The organism is Acidobacteriota bacterium (assembly GCA_016716715.1).
GTDB lineage: Bacteria > Acidobacteriota > Thermoanaerobaculia > UBA5066 > UBA5066 > Fen-183.
This window is the reverse complement of sequence record JADJVE010000003.1, coordinates 1-16,087: the sequence shown is the minus strand read 5'-3', so window position 1 is coordinate 16,087 and position 16,087 is coordinate 1. Positions and strand designations below refer to the sequence as shown.

14 protein-coding genes and 2 pseudogenes are annotated in these 16,087 nt (G+C 69.2%); 5 read left to right on the top strand and 11 right to left on the bottom strand.

Annotated features, from left to right (window positions below; translation table 11 throughout):
- Positions 1-18 precede the first annotated feature (18 nt).
- Complete coding sequence (locus IPL89_04905; GenBank protein ID MBK9062517.1) at positions 19-987, top strand: hypothetical protein; 969 nt, start codon at positions 19-21, stop codon at positions 985-987.
- Here the strand turns inward: IPL89_04905 and IPL89_04900 are convergent, their stop codons facing one another.
- From IPL89_04900 to IPL89_04865, 8 genes and pseudogenes are all read right to left on the bottom strand, one after another.
- Entirely contained in the window at positions 988-1,440 is a 453-nt protein-coding gene (locus IPL89_04900) for a hypothetical protein (GenBank protein MBK9062516.1), read from the bottom strand.
- 12 nt (positions 1,441-1,452) lie between these two features.
- Positions 1,453-2,670 carry a flavodoxin-dependent (E)-4-hydroxy-3-methylbut-2-enyl-diphosphate synthase gene (ispG, locus tag IPL89_04895; GenBank protein ID MBK9062515.1) on the bottom strand — a complete coding sequence of 406 codons (1,218 nt, stop codon included), beginning with the start codon at positions 2,668-2,670 and terminating at the stop codon, positions 1,453-1,455.
- On the bottom strand, positions 2,670-4,004 hold the full coding sequence (gene rseP / locus IPL89_04890) for an RIP metalloprotease RseP (GenBank protein ID MBK9062514.1): 1,335 nt from the start codon (positions 4,002-4,004) through the stop codon (positions 2,670-2,672). The genes ispG and rseP overlap by 1 nt, the downstream gene beginning before the upstream one ends.
- 15 nt (positions 4,005-4,019) lie before the next feature.
- Positions 4,020-5,213 (bottom strand): 1-deoxy-D-xylulose-5-phosphate reductoisomerase, encoded by a 1,194-nt coding sequence (locus tag IPL89_04885; protein MBK9062513.1) that lies wholly within the window; start codon positions 5,211-5,213, stop codon positions 4,020-4,022.
- Positions 5,210-5,536, bottom strand: coding sequence for a phosphatidate cytidylyltransferase (locus tag IPL89_04880; protein ID MBK9062512.1), 327 nt, complete (start codon positions 5,534-5,536; stop codon positions 5,210-5,212). Before IPL89_04880 ends, IPL89_04885 begins: the two co-directional genes overlap by 4 nt.
- Positions 5,537-6,025: 489 nt before the next feature.
- Positions 6,026-6,850 (bottom strand): isoprenyl transferase, encoded by an 825-nt coding sequence (locus tag IPL89_04875; GenBank protein MBK9062511.1) that lies wholly within the window; start codon positions 6,848-6,850, stop codon positions 6,026-6,028.
- 121 nt (positions 6,851-6,971) lie between these two features.
- A pseudogene (locus IPL89_04870) lies at positions 6,972-7,226 on the bottom strand (hypothetical protein).
- Between the two features lie 105 nt (positions 7,227-7,331).
- Positions 7,332-7,667, bottom strand: a pseudogene (locus IPL89_04865) (tRNA pseudouridine(38-40) synthase TruA).
- A 32-nt stretch (positions 7,668-7,699) separates the two neighbouring features.
- Between IPL89_04865 and IPL89_04860 the strand changes: the two are divergent.
- Entirely contained in the window at positions 7,700-8,368 is a 669-nt protein-coding gene (locus IPL89_04860; protein ID MBK9062510.1) for a radical SAM protein, read from the top strand.
- Entirely contained in the window at positions 8,365-9,105 is a 741-nt protein-coding gene (queC, locus tag IPL89_04855) for a 7-cyano-7-deazaguanine synthase QueC (GenBank protein ID MBK9062509.1), read from the top strand. The genes IPL89_04860 and queC overlap by 4 nt, the downstream gene beginning before the upstream one ends.
- Here the strand turns inward: queC and IPL89_04850 are convergent, their stop codons facing one another.
- Complete coding sequence (locus IPL89_04850) at positions 9,106-10,887, bottom strand: glycosyltransferase family 39 protein (protein ID MBK9062508.1); 1,782 nt, start codon at positions 10,885-10,887, stop codon at positions 9,106-9,108. It abuts the gene before it with no gap.
- Between the two features lie 129 nt (positions 10,888-11,016).
- On the opposite strand from IPL89_04850, the gene clpB reads away from it, so the two are divergent.
- Positions 11,017-14,103, top strand: a complete 3,087-nt coding sequence (gene clpB, locus IPL89_04845) for an ATP-dependent chaperone ClpB (GenBank protein ID MBK9062507.1) — start codon at positions 11,017-11,019, stop codon at positions 14,101-14,103.
- Here clpB and cysK read toward each other — a convergent pair.
- Together cysK and IPL89_04835 are read right to left on the bottom strand one after the other, a co-directional pair.
- A complete protein-coding gene (gene cysK / locus IPL89_04840) occupies positions 14,096-15,061 on the bottom strand; it encodes a cysteine synthase A (GenBank protein ID MBK9062506.1) in 966 nt (321 codons plus the stop codon). The genes clpB and cysK overlap by 8 nt on opposite strands.
- Positions 15,062-15,127: 66 nt before the next feature.
- Positions 15,128-15,616, bottom strand: coding sequence for an Rrf2 family transcriptional regulator (locus IPL89_04835; GenBank protein ID MBK9062505.1), 489 nt, complete (start codon positions 15,614-15,616; stop codon positions 15,128-15,130).
- Between IPL89_04835 and IPL89_04830 the strand changes: the two genes are divergently transcribed.
- The coding region (locus IPL89_04830; protein MBK9062504.1) for a trypsin-like peptidase domain-containing protein at positions 15,591-16,087 on the top strand (497 nt) is incomplete at its 3' end. The two genes, IPL89_04835 and IPL89_04830, sit on opposite strands and share 26 nt — an antisense overlap.

Below are 16,087 nucleotides of genomic sequence, written 5' to 3'. Positions count from 1 at the left end.
GCGGACACTCGTTGCCCCATGGTCGATTCCACCGCCCCGGATCCGGGCTCCCCCGCGCTCCCCCTCTCCCGGGCGGACCTCCACCTGCACACGAACGCCTCGATCTTCAAGTACTTCCGCGCGGGCAACACGCGCGACTCCTACAACGACCCCGACGAGACCTACCGACTCGCGAAAGCGCGCGGGATGGACTTCGTCACGTTCACGGACCACGACACCGTGGACGGCTGCCTGAAGTTCCGGGACCGCCACCCGGACTACACGGACTTCTTCGTCTCGGCCGAGATCGAGACGTTCTTCCCGAAGACCGGCCACCGCATCCACGTCAACGTCTTCGACCTCACCCTCGCGCAGTGGAAGGTCATCAACGTGAAGCGCCGGAACATCTTCGACCTCGTCGAGTACCTCCGCTCGGAGAGCCTCCTCTACTCGGCGAATCACCTCTTCCAGTCCTACCGCATGCGTCAGGCCCCCGAGGATTTCTTCACGAAAATGCTCGAGCTCTTCGACGTCTTCGAGGTCAAGAACGGCTCGATGGCCTACCAGCACAACGCGCTCGTCGAGGACCTCCTGACGGCCGCCAAGGAGAAGCGCGGCTCTCTCGCGCTCATCGGCGGCTCCGACGCGCACACGTACCCGCCCGTCGCGAGCGTCTTCACGATGGCGCCCGGCGCGACCTGGAAAGAGTTTCTCGGTTACGTCCGCGAGGGCGAGTGCCTCTCGTGGGGGACGGAGATGGGCTTCACGAACGTCCTCGGGGACGTCTACAAGATGCTCGGGAAGTACTACACGAGCGTCATGGACTTCCGGAACCCCGAGTTCACGACGCGCGAGAAGGCGCGGCACTTCCTGATCGCGCTCGCGTCCGTGCCGTTCAACGCGGCCGGCGTCCCGGCGGCGGTCTACTCGCTGAACTACGCCAAGCAGGTCGCGCTCTCGCGGAGGCTCAAGACGCACTTCGACAAGAAGGGGCTGTCGGGGACCTGATCAGGGGCAGCGGCGCAGCGCCACGGTGAAGTAGACCGGGACGGGTCGGCCGTTGAACGTCGACGGGCGGAAACGCCAGCCGCGCACGGATTCCAGGATTACTGTCTTCGCGTCCGCGGGCGCCTTCGACAGGACGCGAGCGCCTTCCACGGCGCCTTCCTTCGTGACGATCAACTGGACCATGATCGGACGCGCGGCACCCTCGAGGAGACGACAGTCGGGCTCGACGCGGACGATCTCGACGGGCTCGGAGACCTCGCCGCCGGGATGGAGGGGCTCGAACATCCCGCCGATCCGCTGACCCTGGGGTTTCTCGGGAAGGAGGTATTCCGGCGTCGGCTTCGGGGTCGCGGTGGGGCGCGGGAACGACGGCTCCCCCGGCTCCTTCCCCACGCAACCCGAAAGGACGGCCACGCCGAGAAGAACGGAGGCGGCAACCGCCCTCTTAACCATTCAAAGAAATCTTCAACGGCGCGGGTACTTCGCCTCGACGTAGTCGTCCACGAGCTTCCGGAACGCGGCGGAGAGCTCGTCGTAATTGCCCTTGAGCGTCGCGAACTTCTGCCCGTCGACGTACACGGGGCAGCTCGGTTCCTCGCCCGTGCCCGGGAGCGAGATCCCGATGTTCGCGGCCTTCGACTCGCCCGGCCCGTTCACGACGCAGCCCATCACGGCGAGCGTCATCGTCTCGACGCCCTCGTGCTCCGCCTTCCAGACCGGCATCTGCTCGCGCACGTAGCCCTGGATCCGCTCGGCGAGCTCCTGGAACGTCGTCGACGTCGTGCGCCCGCACCCGGGGCATGCCGTCACCGAGGGCGCGAAGCTCCGGATTCCGAGCGCCTGCAGGAGCTCGCACGCGGCGTAGACCTCCTCGCGCCGATCGCCGCCGGGGCGCGGCGTGAGCGACACGCGGATCGTGTCGCCGATGCCCTCGGCGAGGAGGATCCCCATCGCCGCCGACGACCACACGAGGCCCTTCGTCCCCATCCCGGCTTCCGTGAGGCCGAGGTGCAGCGGTTGATCGGTCCGCGCCGCGAGGTCGCGGTAGACCGCGACGAGCTCGTTCGGGCGCGAGACCTTGCACGAAATGATGATCTGGTCCTTCTTCAGCCCGCACTCGAGCGCGAGCTCGGTGGACTGGAGCGCGGAAAGGACCATGCACTCGGCGACGATCTCCTCGGACGTCCTCCCGAGGTCCTTGTCCGTGTTCTCCTGCATCTTCTGCATGACGAGCTCCTGGTTCAGGGAGCCGCCGTTCACGCCGATGCGCACGGGCCGCCCGAGGTCCCGCGCGACGCCGCAGATCGTCGCGAACTGCTCGTCGCGGCGCTTCCCGGTCCCGACGTTGCCCGGGTTGATCCGGTACTTGTCGAGGGCCTTCGCCATGTCCGGGTACTTCGTCAGGAGGACGTGGCCGTTGTAGTGGAAGTCCCCGATGAGCGGGACGTCGCAGCCGGCCGCGAGAAGCCGGCGCTTGATCTCCGGGACCGCCCGCGCGGCCTCGTCCACGTTCACCGTGATCCGCACGAGCTCCGAGCCCGCCTCGGCGAGCTCGAGTCCCTGCTTGACCGTGGCATCGACGTCCGCCGTGTCCGTGTTCGACATGGACTGGACGACGACGGGCGCGCCGCCGCCGACCTGGATCCCTCCGACGGGCACGCCGACCGTGCGGTGGCGCGGCATCAGAACGTGACGTTCTTGATGACGTCGAAGTAGAGGACGGTCACCATGATGAGGACGAGGAACGCGAAACCGGCCTGCAGGAGGCGCTCCTTGACCTTGATCGAGAAGTCGCGCCGCGCGGCGGCCTCGAGAAGCGTGACGAAGATCTGGCCGCCGTCGAGGAGCGGGATCGGCAGGAGGTTCAGGAGGCCGAGCTGCAGCGAGAGGACGCCCATGAGCATCACGAGCGGGGCCACGCCCGAGCGCGCCGCCTCGCCGGAGAACTTCGCGATGTCGATCGGGCCCGAGAGCTGCCGCATGGAGCCCGTTCCGCGGAAGAGGCGGCCGACGATCTGGCCGGTCACCTTCACCTGGCGGACGTTTTCGCGCCACGAGGCCGCGAACGCCGCCCCGAGCCCGAGGCGCCGGACCGTCGTCTCCTCCTTCGGAGCGAAGCCGATGCGCCAGTTCTCCCCTTCCTTGACGGGGACGACGTTGAGCGTGATCGTCTCGCTTCCGCGCGTGACGACCATCTCGATGGGCTTCGCGCCGTCCTTGTCGAACCCGGAGGCCGCCTCGCGGATGAAGCGGACGACCTCGAAGTACAGGACGACGGGCTTGCCGTTCACGGAGACGATCCGGTCGCCGACCCTGAGCCCCGCCTTGGCGCCGGGATAGTTCGGGACGACGCGGGCGACGACCGCGAGGATCGCGGGGTTGAGTCCCGTGTATCCGATGTCGTACTTCGTCCGCGGCTCGGGCGTGAGGTCGAGCGTGAGCGGCGCGCCGTCGCGCACGATCCCGACGGCCAGCTTCTCGCGAGGGGCGAGGCCGGTCTCGATCTCGACCTCCTCCCACGTCTTCACGGTCTTGCCCGAGATCGTCTCGATGCGGTCGCCTTCCTTGATGCCCGCCTTCTCGGCCGGGCTCCCGTGGTCCACGACCTTCACGACGGGCGTCTCGGACTTGTAGGCCGCGACCTCGATGCCCACGAGGAATGCGAGCGCCGTGAGCAGGAACGCGAGGACGAGGTTCACGCCCGGTCCGGCGAAGAGGATCAGGAGGCGCTGCAGGCGCGTCCCGGGCTGCGCGGGGGCCGCATGCTCCCCGGCGACGATGTCGCTCTCGTCGGGCCCGAGGCCCACGACCTTCACGTAGCCGCCGAGCGGGATCAGCGAGACGCGGTAGTCCGTCTCCTTCCGCTTCCATCCGAAGAGCCGCTTGCCGAAGCCGAGGGAGAACACCTCGACCGGGAACTTGAAGAACTTCGCCACGGCGAAGTGGCCGCCTTCGTGGAAGACGATCAGGAACGAGAGCACGAAGACGAGGGCGAGGATGTTGGTCGGGATGTTCATGAAACCTCGGGTTGATTACGCCGGAACGGCGCGGTTGGTTGCCGCCGGCCGCTCGAGCGCCGGGAGGAGGGTCTCGGCTTCGCGCCGGGCCCATGCGTCGGCCTCGAGGGCCGCCGCGACGGAGGAAATCGGAAGGACCTTGTGCCGCGCGAGGACCCGCGCGACCGTCTCGACGATCCCGAGGTACGGGATGCGCCCCTTGAGGAACGCCTCCACGGCCACCTCGTTCGCCGCGTTCAGCACGGCGGGGGCCGAGCCGCCCGTCTTGAGCGCGGCGCAGGCGAGCGGGACGGCCGGGTAGCGCGCCTCGTCCAGCGCCTCGAACGTGAGCGTCCCGAGGGCCGCGAGGTCGAGGCGCGGGAGAGGGGTTTCGATGCGCTCGGGGTAGCAGAGCGCATAGAGGATCGGGAAGCGCATGTCGTTCGGAGACATCTGCGCGAGAACCGACCCGTCCACGTACTCGACCATCGAATGGACGATCGACTGCGGGTGGATCACGACGCCGATGCGCTCGACCTCGACGTCGAACAGCCAGCGGGCCTCGATGACCTCGAGGCCCTTGTTCATCATCGTCGCCGAGTCGATCGTGATCTTCGGGCCCATCTTCCACGTCGGATGGCGGAGCGCGTCCTCGATCGTGATCGCGGAGAACGTCTCGAAGGGCCGCGTCCGGAAGGGGCCTCCGGATGCGGTGAGGACGAGGCGCCTCACCTCGGAGGCGGCGCCGGCGCGGAGGGCCTGGTGGAGCGCGCAGTGCTCCGAGTCCACGGGGAGGACGGCGGCGCCGGCCGCGCGCGCCGCGCGCATGAGCGGCTCGCCCGCGACGACAAGCGTCTCCTTGTTCGCGAGCGCGAGCGTCTTGCCGAGCTTGACGGCCTCGTACGCGGGGACGAGACCCGCCGAGCCGACGATTCCCCCGAGCACGACGTCGGCGTCGGGATGCGTCGCGACGTCCACGAGGCCCTGCTCGCCGAAACCGACGGCGACGCCGGGAAACTCCTGCCGCACGCGGGCCGCGTCCTCCTTCGTCTTCACGGAGACGACCTTCGGCTTCGCGGCCGCGATCGCGGGGAGAAACTTCTCGAGGTTCGAGCCCGCCGACATCGTCACGATCTCGAAGCGCTCGGGGAAGTGGGCGACGACCGAGAGCGCCGAGTCGCCGATGGAGCCCGTGGCGCCGAGGAGCGCGATTCGCTTCTTCGCGGTCAACGCGGGCCTCCGGGCAGGAGAGTCAGGGCCATGAGCAGCACGGGCGAAGCGTAGAGCAAGGAGTCCAGCCGGTCGAGGAGGCCGCCGTGGCCGGGCAGGAGGCCGCCGGAGTCCTTCACGGCGACGCTGCGCTTGAACGTCGACTCGACGAGATCGCCGACGACGGCCGTGGCCGACACGACGAGGCCGAAGGCGGCGCCCGCGAGGGCGACGAAGGCGGTGCCCCGCGCGCCCGGGGCGATCAGGAACGCCGCGGCCGCCCCGAAGAGCGTTCCGCCCGCGAGCTGGCCCCAGAGGCCTTCCCACGTCTTCTTCGGGCTCACGACGGGCGCGAGCTTCCGTTTCCCCCCAGCGGCGGCCCACGTAGTACGCCGCCGAGTCGCCGGCCCAGACCACCGCGAAGAGGAAGACCACGGGCTGCCAGCCGTGCGCCCTCAGCCCGATGATCGACGAGGCGCCGAGCGCGACGTAGAGCGTCGCGAAGACGGAGCCCGCCGAAGACGGGAGAAGGACGGCCTCGGCTGGCGAGGCGAACATCACGAGCGTCGGCAGGAGAAGCAGCGTTGCCGCCGTGAGCGCGAGGAGGGCGACGGGCGCGGCAAGGTGCGCGGCCGCGAGGAGCGCCCCGAAGAGGACGAGGCCCGCCGAGCGCGGCACGAACCAGCCCCCGGCCGCGAGGAGCGCGTAGAACTCCAGGAGCGCGACACACGCGGCCGCCGCGACGAGGAGCGAGAACGCCCACGTCGGCGCGAAGACCAGCACCGCGAGGACCGCCGGGATGAGAACGGCGGCCGTGACCTCCCTCTGGAACTTCACCGCGTGGCCGCCGCCGGGCGCGGGCCGTCCTCGCGCAGGGGCTGCTCGTCGTCCAGGACGCCGCCGTAGCGCCGCTCGCGCTTCTGGAATTCGGCGAGAGCCTCGAGGAAGTGGCGGGCCCGAAAGTCGGGCCACAGGACCGGCGTCACGTAGATCTCCGCGTACGCGATCTGCCAGAGGAGGTAGTTCGAGATCCGCATCTCGCCGCTCGTCCGGATCAGGAGGTCCGGGTCGGGCAGGCCGGCCGTGTAGAGGCGCGCCTCGATCGCGGCCTCGTCGATCTCCTCGGGCTGCAGGCGCCCGGCCTTCACCTCGGCGGCGAGCGACCGCATGGCGTCGGCGAGCTCGGTGCGCCCGGAGTAGTTGAGGGCGATGTTGAAGACCATGCCCTTGCAGTGCGCCGTCGCGTCGAGCGCGCTCTGCAGCTCGCGCTGGACGGAGGAGTCGAGTCCGTCCATGCGGCCCACGACGCGGAACTTGATGTCGTTGTCGAGCAGCGTCCTCAGCTCGCGCCGGAGGTACTCCTTGAGGAGCGCCATGAGCGTCGCGACCTCGAGGTGCGGCCGCTTCCAGTTCTCCGTGGAGAACGCGTAGAGCGTCAGCGCGGTCAGCTCCAGGCGCGCGGCCGTCTCTACGGTGGCCCGGACGGAGGCGATCCCCGCGCGGTGGCCCTCCACGCGCGGCAGCCGGCGCTGGCGCGCCCAGCGCCCGTTGCCGTCCATGATGACGGCCACGTGCCGGGGCAGCCGCGCGAGGTCGAGCCCGTCGAGCAGGGCTCGGTCGGGGGAACCGGCGGCGGCGATGGAATCCTTGTCGATCATCGGGCCGGGCGGGATGCGCCCGAACGGCGAATTCTATCGCGCGGGGGGCGGGGGCGGCGCCGACGCCCCGGGCACGTCCGGCGGATACAGCACGCGGGCGAGCGTGAGGCCGCGGGCCTCGGCGGTGGGCCCTGGCCGCGCGAGGGCCTCCTCCGGGCGGATGCGGCCCCCGCCCCGCGTCGCGGAGGGTGCCCACGAGGCGTCGCACCATGCCGCGCAGGAAGCCGTCGCCCTCCGCCGTGATCACGAGGAGGGCGCCGTCCTCCTCGACGTCGAGGCGGCGGAGCGTCCGCACGGTCGTCCCGGGGTCCGAGCCCGTGATCGAGAACGGAGCGAAGTCACGCGTCCCGACGAGCCGCGCCGCCGCAGCGCGCATCGCGCCGACGTCGAGAGGCTCTCCCGCGAGCGCCTCGACGAGGCCTCCGTGCGGGAGGAGCGTGTCGCCGCGGCGCAGCCGGTAGACGTAGACCTTGCCGGTCGCGGAGTAACGGGCATGGAAATCGCCTTTTGCTTCGGATGCAGAGAGGACCCGAGCGTCCCATGGGAGCTTGGAGTTCAGGGCAAGCGGGATTTTCCTGGAAGGTAAGAGGGGCGCGCCCTCGGGCACGTCGAAGTGGGCGACCTGCGCGTCCGCGTGCACGCCGGAATCCGTGCGGCCCGAGCCGTGCACCCGGATCTCCCTCTGAAAAATCTCATTCAAAGAAATCTCCAATACTCCCTGGACCGTGCGCGGCCGGGTGCCGCCATCGCGAGGCGCCTGCACCTGCCAGCCTTCGAAGAAGGTCCCCAGGTACGCAAGCTCGAGCCTCACCCGCACGCGCCGATTATGGCCGCGCTATCGTCCGCGCGATGGTCGCCGCGTCCCCCGCCGCCACGCTCCTCGTCACGGAGATCTTCCGCAGCCTGCAGGGCGAGTCTTCGTTCGCGGGCCTGCCGTGCACGTTCGTGCGGCTGACCGGGTGCGCGCTGCGGTGCGTCTGGTGCGACAGCGCGTACGCGTTCGCGGGCGGGACGGAGAAGAACGTCGACGACGTGGTCGCGGAGGTCGAGCGCCTTGGGGCGCCCCTCGTGGAGATCACGGGCGGGGAGCCGCTCGAGCAGGAGAGCTTCTACCCGCTCGCGTCCGCGCTCTGCGACCGGGGCTACACCGTGCTCGTCGAGACGGGCGGGCACGTGCCCGTGAGCCGCGTGGACCCGCGGGTCGTCAAGATCCTCGACGTGAAGTGCCCCGGGTCGGGCATGGAGAGCCGCAACGACCTCGGCAACCTGAGGCTCCTCGGCCCGAAGGACGAGGTGAAGTTCGTCGTGGCGGACAAAGAAGATTTCCTCTGGGCGGAAGAACTCGTCCGAAAGCACGCCTTGGACGAAAGGCACACGGTTCTGATTTCACCCGTCTTCGAAGGGAAGGAATCCCGGATCGCTTCCGAGGCCGCCGAATGGGTCCGCGACTCGAACAGAAAGCTGCGCCTCAACCTGCAGATCCACAAGACCCTCTGGGGAGACGTCCCGGGAAGATGAGCCGCCCTCTTCACCTTCCAAGAAGATCTTCAGCGCCGATACCCAAGGCACCAGCTGCGGGGCGCAGGAGCTGTGTTCTCCTCCTCTCCGGCGGACTCGACTCGTCAACGTGTCTCGCGCTCGTCTCGCGCTGGGGCTGGACGGTTCACGCGCTTTCCTTCGACTACGGCCAGAGGCACCGTGTCGAGCTTTCCGCGGCGCGCTCGCTGGCCCGTCGTTACGGCGTTGCGTCGCACCGCGTGATCGCGATTCCCTCTTTCGGCGCGCTCGGCGGTTCGGCGTTGACGGACCGGTCCATCCGCGTCCCGAAGAGGGCGCTCGGCAAGGCCCGCATCCCGGTCACGTACGTGCCCGCGCGCAACACGCTCTTTCTCGCCTTCGCGCTCGGCGCGGCCGAAACCAGCGGCGCCACGGAGATCGTGATCGGCGCGAACGCGCTCGACTACTCGGGTTACCCCGACTGCCGGCCCGCGTTTCTCCGCGCGTTCGAGCGCGCCGCGAATCTCGGGACGAAGGCGGGCGACGAGGGACGGCGGTTCGCGATCCGCGCGCCGCTCCTGCGCATGACGAAGGCGGACATCGTCCGTCTCGCGCTCGCGCTCGGGCTCGACCCGGGCCTCACGACGTCCTGCTACGACCCGTCGCCCGCGGGAAAGCCGTGCGGCGCGTGCGACTCGTGCCTGCTGCGTGCGAAAGGCTTCGCCGATGCGGGCGAACGGGACCCGCGCGCGCGCTGATCAGCGCGGGGTGAGGGCAAGAGCGCGCGCCCGCTCGAGGAGCTCGCGCGGAGGCTGCTCGGAGGGCTGAAGGGCGACCGCCCTCTCGAGCTCGGGCACGGCTGCCGCTGGATCGCCCGCGAGGATGAGCGCGCGGCCGAGATGGAACCTCGCCGGGAAGAACGCTGGCGAGATCTCGAGCGCCGCCCGGTACTCGGAAATGGCGCCCGTCCAGCGCCCCAGCGCTTCGCGCGCCTGTCCCAGGAAGAAGTGAGCCGACCGCGAATCGGGATCCATTCGAAGAGACTCTTCGAAAAGGGGTGTGGCGGCGGCGGCGTTTCCTTCGGCGAGGCGCAGACGCCCGAGGAACTCCACGGGAAGCGCGGCCGCAGGGTCGGCTTCCCGCGCACTCTTCAAGGCTCGCTCGGCGTCTCCCGGACGTCCGAGCTCCATCCACGCGTTGCCCTCGAGCGTCCACTCCTCGGCGAAGACGTGGGACGGAGGATGCCTTCGAATGTGGGAAGCAAAGAGCGTCAGCGCGACGACGACCGCCCCCGCCGCGATCGCGCGTGGGTCCCGAGTCCGGACGCGGGCGAGGAGCAGAGCCGCACCCGCGCCCGCGAAGAGCGCGAGCGGCGGCACGAGCGGCATGCGGTAGCGGAGCCCCGCAAGCGCGACGAGGAAGGGCAACGCGGCCGCCGCTGACCACAGGAGCACCAGCGCGGCGTTCTTCGGCGGTCGCGCGAGAACCAACGCTGCGGCGAGCGCGACGAGCAGGCCGAAACCGGGGAGCATTCGAAGAATCCCCGATTGCGCCGCGAAGAAGGCATAGCTGTGGTTGTCGCGCGGCTCTTCAGCCTGCGTGAGCCAGACGAGCTTCGAAAGGACGACGCGGGCGAGGCCGCCGGGATCCGCCGCCGCGCGCTCCGCCGTTCGGCGCGTGAACCAGGCTTCCTCGTCCTTCGGAGCGACGCCCGCGCGCGCCGGCGCGCCGGCCAGCCGGTCCCACGGCCCGTTCGGCCGCGCGTTCTGGACGCCTCCGGACGACGGGTCGTTGCCCAGCCAGAGGTTCACGGCGCCATACGCGCGAACGAAGACGAAGTGTCCGGACGCCTTCGAGGATGCGGCGACCGCCGGCGCGAGGACGAGCATGACGCCCGCCGCGAGGGCGAGGGCCGCGGGAACACGTCGGGCCCATCCCTCGAGGAGAAGCACGGCGGCGAGCGCGGCGAGGACGAAGAGTACGGCCGTCGGTCGCGCCGCGCACGCGACGCCGAGGAGAAGGCCAGCGCCCGCAGCTCCGGCGGGAGTCTTCCGGGCTGCGAGGAGGAAGAGCGCCCCCGAGAGAGCGAGCCCCACGAAGCCTTCCTCCCAGAAGCTCGCGTCCACCAGAGCGGCGGGACCGGAAACCGCGAGCAGGATTCCCGCTGCGAGGCCCGCGCGCCTCTCGAAGAGAATCTCGCCCGTGCGCGCCACGAGGACGCACGTCAGTCCCGCGAGCGCCGCCTGCGCCGCACGCGCCGCGTCGAGCGACCCGGAGAAGAGCTTCAGGAGCGCGGCGAGGTAGAACGGGTACGCGGGGCCGTGCGTGGGAGGCGAAGGCCACTGGAAGTCGCCCGCGGCGAGGGCACGCGCCCACGTGAGGTTCTCGTGCGCGTCGAACTGGGGGTTCTGCCAGAGGCCGAGGGAAGAAAGCGATGAGGAAACCGCGAGACGAAGACCGAAAGCGAGGAGGAAGATTCCTATGAATGGAAGAAGGCCGCGGCCCCGACTATCTTCTTCCGCAGCGCCCCTGCGCCTCATTGAAGCGAAAGCCTAGCACGGGGCATCGGACCCATTAACCATTCATAGAAAATGGCTTATATGAATCTTCGTCATTACTGTAGATTCATACTTGACACGAGAAGACTCAGATACTAGATTCATGGTCTCATGAACCTCGACCGCTACACCCACAAGGCCCAGGAAGTCCTTCAGAAGACTGCCCAGGCGGCACGCGCCGGAGGCCATCCTGAGGTCACGCCCGAACACCTCGCCGACGCTCTCCTTCAGCAGGAAGGCGGCGTCGTTCCCGCGCTCCTCGAGCGCGTGGGCGTCGCGCCCGGCCAGGCCGCGCAGGAGATCGCGAAACTGCTCGCAAGGCTCCCGCACGTCGCGGGCGAGAACGCCGAGCCGCGCTTCTCCCCCGCCCTCGTGAAGCTGCTCGACCTCGCCGAGAAGATCGCCTCGGACTTCAAGGACGACTACGTCGCCTCCGAGCACCTCTTCCTCGCGCTCCTCAAGGACGGCAAGTCCGCTTCCGCGAAAGCGTTCCTGGCGCTCGGCCTGTCGGAGGCGTCCGTCCTCGCGGCCCTCAAGGACGTCCGCGGCGGCAGCCGCGTCGCCGACCAGGGCGCCGAGGACAAGTACCAGGCGCTCAAGAAGTACGCGAAGGACCTCACGGACCTCGCGCGCAAGGGCAAGCTCGACCCGGTCATCGGCCGCGACGAGGAGATCCGGCGCGTCATGCAGGTGCTGACTCGCCGCACGAAGAACAACCCCGTCCTCATCGGCGACCCCGGCGTCGGCAAAACGGCGATCGTCGAAGGTCTCGCGCGGCGCATCGTCTCCGGCGACGTCCCGGAAACGCTGAAGAACAAGCGCGTCGTCTCGCTCGACCTCGGCTCCATGCTCGCGGGCGCGAAATACCGCGGCGAGTTCGAGGAGCGCCTCAAGGCGCTCCTCAAGGAAGTCGAGGAGTCCGACGGCAAAGTCATCCTCTTCATCGACGAGCTGCACACGCTCGTCGGTGCGGGGGCGGCCGAGGGCGCGATGGACGCGGGCAACATGCTGAAGCCCGCGCTCGCGCGCGGTGAGCTGCGCGCTATCGGCGCGACGACGGTCGGCGAGTACCGCAAGCACATCGAGAAGGACCCGGCCCTCGAGCGGCGCTTCCAGCCCGTCCTCGTGGGCGAGCCCTCCGTCGAAGACACCATCGCCATCCTGCGCGGCCTGCAGGAGCGGTACGAGCTGCACCACGGCGTGAAGATCACGGACGCGGCGCTCGTCGCCGCCGCGACGCTTTCCGACCGCTACATCGCGGACCGCTTCCTACCCGACAAGGCGATCGACCTCGTCGACGAGGCTGCCTCGAAGCTCAAGATGGAGATCGACTCGATGCCGACCGCGATCGACGAGGTCGAGCGGCGCATCCTCCAGATCGAGATCGAGCGCAAGGCGCTCCAGAAGGACGACGCGAAGGCGGCGAAGGACCGCCTGAAAGGCCTCGAGAAGACGCTCGCCGAGCTCAAGGAGCGCTCCAACGTCATGAAGACGCGGTGGCGCGCCGAGAAGGACGCGATCACCGTGATCCGCGACCTCAAGAAAAAGCTCGACGAGACGAAGGTCGCCGCCGAGGCCGCCGAGCGGCAGGGGGACCTCAACAAGGCCGCCGAGCTGCGCTACGGGACGCTCCTGAGGGTCCAGAAGGACCTCGACGCGGCCCAGGCGCGCCTCGACGAGATGCAGAAGGGCGGCGCGGTCCTGCGCGAGAAGGTCGACGAGGACGACATCGCCGCGATCGTCTCGAAGTGGACCGGCGTGCCCGTCTCACGGATGGTGGAGGGCGAGACGCAGAAGCTCCTCAAGATGGGCGACCGGCTGCGCCTGCGGGTGATCGGGCAGGACGAGGCCGTCGACGCCGTCGCGGCCGCCGTGCGCCGCGCGCGCGCCGGGATGAAGGACCCGAAGCGGCCGATCGGCTCGTTCCTCTTCCTCGGGCCGACAGGCGTGGGCAAGACCGAGCTCGCCCGCGCGCTCGCCGAATTCCTCTTCGACGACGAGAACGCGATGGTCCGGCTGGACATGTCCGAGTACCAGGAGAAACACACCGTCTCGCGGATGATCGGGGCCCCTCCGGGCTACATCGGGCACGACGAGGGCGGCCAGCTCACGGAAGCCGTGCGCCGGCGCCCGTACTCGGTCGTCCTCTTCGACGAGATCGAGAAGGCGCACCCCGACGTGTGGTCGACGCTCCTGCAGGTGCTCGACGACGGGCGCCTGACGGACGGCAAGGGCCGCGTCGTGGACTTCAAGAACGTCGTCGTCATCATGACGTCGAACGTCGGAAGCCACCTCATCCAGGAGCTGCAGGGTGTCGACGAGAAGGCGCTCAAGGCGCGGATCGAGACGGAGCTCCGGGCGCACTTCCGGCCCGAGTTCCTGAACCGCATCGACGACATCGTGACGTTCCGCCGCCTCGAGCTTTCCGACATCGAGAAGATCGTCGAGATCCAGCTCCGCAAGGTGGCCGAGCTCGTCGCACCGCGCGGGATCAAGCTCTCGTGGGAGGCGCCCGTCGCGACGTGGCTCGCGCGCGAAGCGTACGACCCTGTCTACGGCGCCCGACCCCTCAAGCGAAACATCCAGAAACTGGTCCAGGACCCGCTGGCGTGGAAGCTCCTCGCGGGCGAGGTGCGCGACGGATCCGCGGTCGCGATCGCGCTCGCCCCCCCCCGACCGGCCGGCCCCGCGCTCCGGAAACCAAGTAGGAGGAACGGACCCATGAACATCATCCGGTGGAACGACCCCTTCCGGGACCTCGCGACCCTGCAGGACCGCCTCAACCGCGCCTTCGACTCCACGCTCGCCCGCGGCGGGCGCGAACAGCAGGAGGACCTCTTCACCGGGACGTGGGCGCCGCCCGTGGACATCTTCGAGACGAAGGAGAAGACCGTCCTGAAGGCGGAGCTGCCGGGCTTCGACGAGAACCAGATCGCGCTGCGCTTCGAGGACGGGATCCTGTCGCTCGAAGGCGAGCGCAAGTTCGAGAAGGAGAACGCCGACGAGAACTACCACCGCGTCGAGCGCAGCTACGGCAAGTTCGTCCGCTCGTTCACGATTCCCGCGAACGTCGACAACGAGAAGATCGTGGCGTCGTTCCACAACGGCGTCCTGACCGTGGAGCTGCCCAAGCGCGAGGAGACCAAGCCCAAGGCGATCAAGATCCAGGCCCAGAAGCCGTCGATCAACGTCAAATAGCGACAGCCCCCGCCGGGACTTCGTCTTCCTTGAAGAGGTCCGTGGAGATGTAGCGCTCCGAAGTCGAGGGGACGATGCAAACGATGAGCTTCCCCGCGCTCTCGGAGCGCTTCGCGATCTCGACGGCGGCGTGAACCGCCGCGCCCGACGAGATGCCGCCGAGGATTCCCTCTTCCTTCGCGAGGCGGCGCGCCATCGCGAAGGACTGGTCGTTCGAGACCTGGAACGTCTCGTCCACGAGCGTCGTGTCGAGGTTCTTCGGGATGAAGCCCGCGCCGATGCCCTGGATCTTGTGCGGGCCCGGCGCGCCGCCCGAGATCACGGGCGACGCCGTCGGCTCCACGGCGACGAGCCGGACCGCCGGCTTCTTCGGCTTCCAGTAGCGGCCGACGCCCGTCATCGTGCCGCCCGTCCCGACGCCGGCGACGAAGATATCCATCTTCCCTTCCGTGTCGTTCCAGAGCTCGACGGCCGTCGTGGCCTCGTGGATCGCCGGGTTCGCCGGGTTCTCGAACTGCTGCGGCTGGACGCCGTTCGCGCCGTACTCGGCGAGCAGCTCCTGCGCCTTCGCGATCGCGCCCTTCATCCCGAGCGGGCCGGGCGTCAGGATGACCTCCGCCCCGAGGAGCTTCAGGACCTTGCGCCTCTCGATCGACATCGTCTCGGGCATCGTCAGAATGAGGCGATACCCCTTTGCGGCCGCCACGAACGCGAGTCCGATTCCCGTGTTGCCGGACGTCGGCTCGATGAGGACGGACTTGCCGGGCGCGATCTTTCCCTGCTTCTCGAGCGCCTCGATCATCGCGACGCCGATGCGGTCCTTCACGGAGTGGGCGGGGTTGAAGAACTCGAGCTTCGCGGCGACCGTCGCGCCGGAGGCGATGCCGGCGGTGACGCGGTTCAGGCGGACGAGCGGCGTTCCGCCGACGAGTTTCGTGATGTCCGATGCGATCTTCATGTGCTTTCCTCTGTCGCCGCGCGTCAGCGGCGGGGCGCGCGCCTTGCTAGAGTCGGATCGAGGGCGTCAGATCGAGTAGGTGGGCTCCTCGCGCTCGGCGCGAACCTCGGCGACGAGGCCTCCCACCGTCACGGAGGAAAGATATTGCCGATAACGCTCGGACGCCTTCTGGTCGAGGTTCCGGATGAACCGCGGCGCGGCCGGGTCGTCGGGCGTGGGATCGCGCCCCTCGCGCGAGTAGAGCGACACGACGGAAAGCACGGTCACGCCGGGCGCGACCGGCGTCGCGCGGTACCCGCCGTTGCGTCCGCGGCCCGCCGCCACCCAGCCGTTCCTCACGAGCGGCAGGAGCAGCTGGTGGACCGAGTCGCGCGAGAGGTCCAGCCACGTCGCGAGCTGGCCCGACGGCACGTCCGGGCCCGCGCGATAGACGAGCTCGACGAGCGCCTGGACCGCTTTTTTCTGCCGCGTGTTGAGAATACTTAAAATTCCTTTCCGGTATATCGACTTAATTATGGAACGACTGAAAATGAAGTCAACCCGCCTCGCGTTCACGCTCGCCGCGCTCGCCGCCTCGCTGCCCCTCGCCGCCGCGGGGCGCGAGGAGCGCCGGACCCCGATCGTCGCCGCCATCGAGAAGATCAGCCCTTCGGTCGTGAACATCTCGGCCGAGCGCGTCGTCCAGCAGCGGCGCAGTCCGGTCGACCTCTTCTTCGGAGGCGAGACCCGCCCGCGCACGTCGCGCAGCGAGTCGCTCGGCTCGGGCGTCGTGATCGCGCCCGGCGTCGTCGTGACGAACGACCACGTGATCTCGGGTGCGTCGCGCATCTGGGTCACGACGGCGGACGGGCGCGAGCTGGAGGCGAAGCTCGAGGGCGCCGACGCGGACAACGACCTCGCGGTCCTGAGCGTCGATGCGAAGGGCCTGAAGCCCGCGGCGCTCGGGACGACGTCGGACCTCATGATCGGCGAAACCGTCATCGCGATCGGGAACCCGTTCGGGCTCTCGAACACGGTCACGACGGG

Bases quoted from the DNA above. Each gene is read 5' to 3' on its own strand.
- IPL89_04850 (MBK9062508.1), bottom strand. From the start codon at position 10,887: ATGAGGCGCAGGGGCGCTGCGGAAGAAGATAGTCGGGGCCGCGGCCTT.
- IPL89_04905 (MBK9062517.1), top strand. From the start codon at position 19: ATGGTCGATTCCACCGCCCCGGATCCGGGCTCCCCCGCGCTCCCCCTC.
- cysK (MBK9062506.1), bottom strand. From the start codon at position 15,061: ATGAAGATCGCATCGGACATCACGAAACTCGTCGGCGGAACGCCGCTC.
- ispG (MBK9062515.1), bottom strand. From the start codon at position 2,670: ATGCCGCGCCACCGCACGGTCGGCGTGCCCGTCGGAGGGATCCAGGTC.
- IPL89_04875 (MBK9062511.1), bottom strand. From the start codon at position 6,850: ATGATCGACAAGGATTCCATCGCCGCCGCCGGTTCCCCCGACCGAGCC.
- clpB (MBK9062507.1), top strand. From the start codon at position 11,017: ATGAACCTCGACCGCTACACCCACAAGGCCCAGGAAGTCCTTCAGAAG.
- rseP (MBK9062514.1), bottom strand. From the start codon at position 4,004: ATGAACATCCCGACCAACATCCTCGCCCTCGTCTTCGTGCTCTCGTTC.
- queC (MBK9062509.1), top strand. From the start codon at position 8,365: ATGAGCCGCCCTCTTCACCTTCCAAGAAGATCTTCAGCGCCGATACCC.
- IPL89_04900 (MBK9062516.1), bottom strand. From the start codon at position 1,440: ATGGTTAAGAGGGCGGTTGCCGCCTCCGTTCTTCTCGGCGTGGCCGTC.
- IPL89_04860 (MBK9062510.1), top strand. From the start codon at position 7,700: ATGGTCGCCGCGTCCCCCGCCGCCACGCTCCTCGTCACGGAGATCTTC.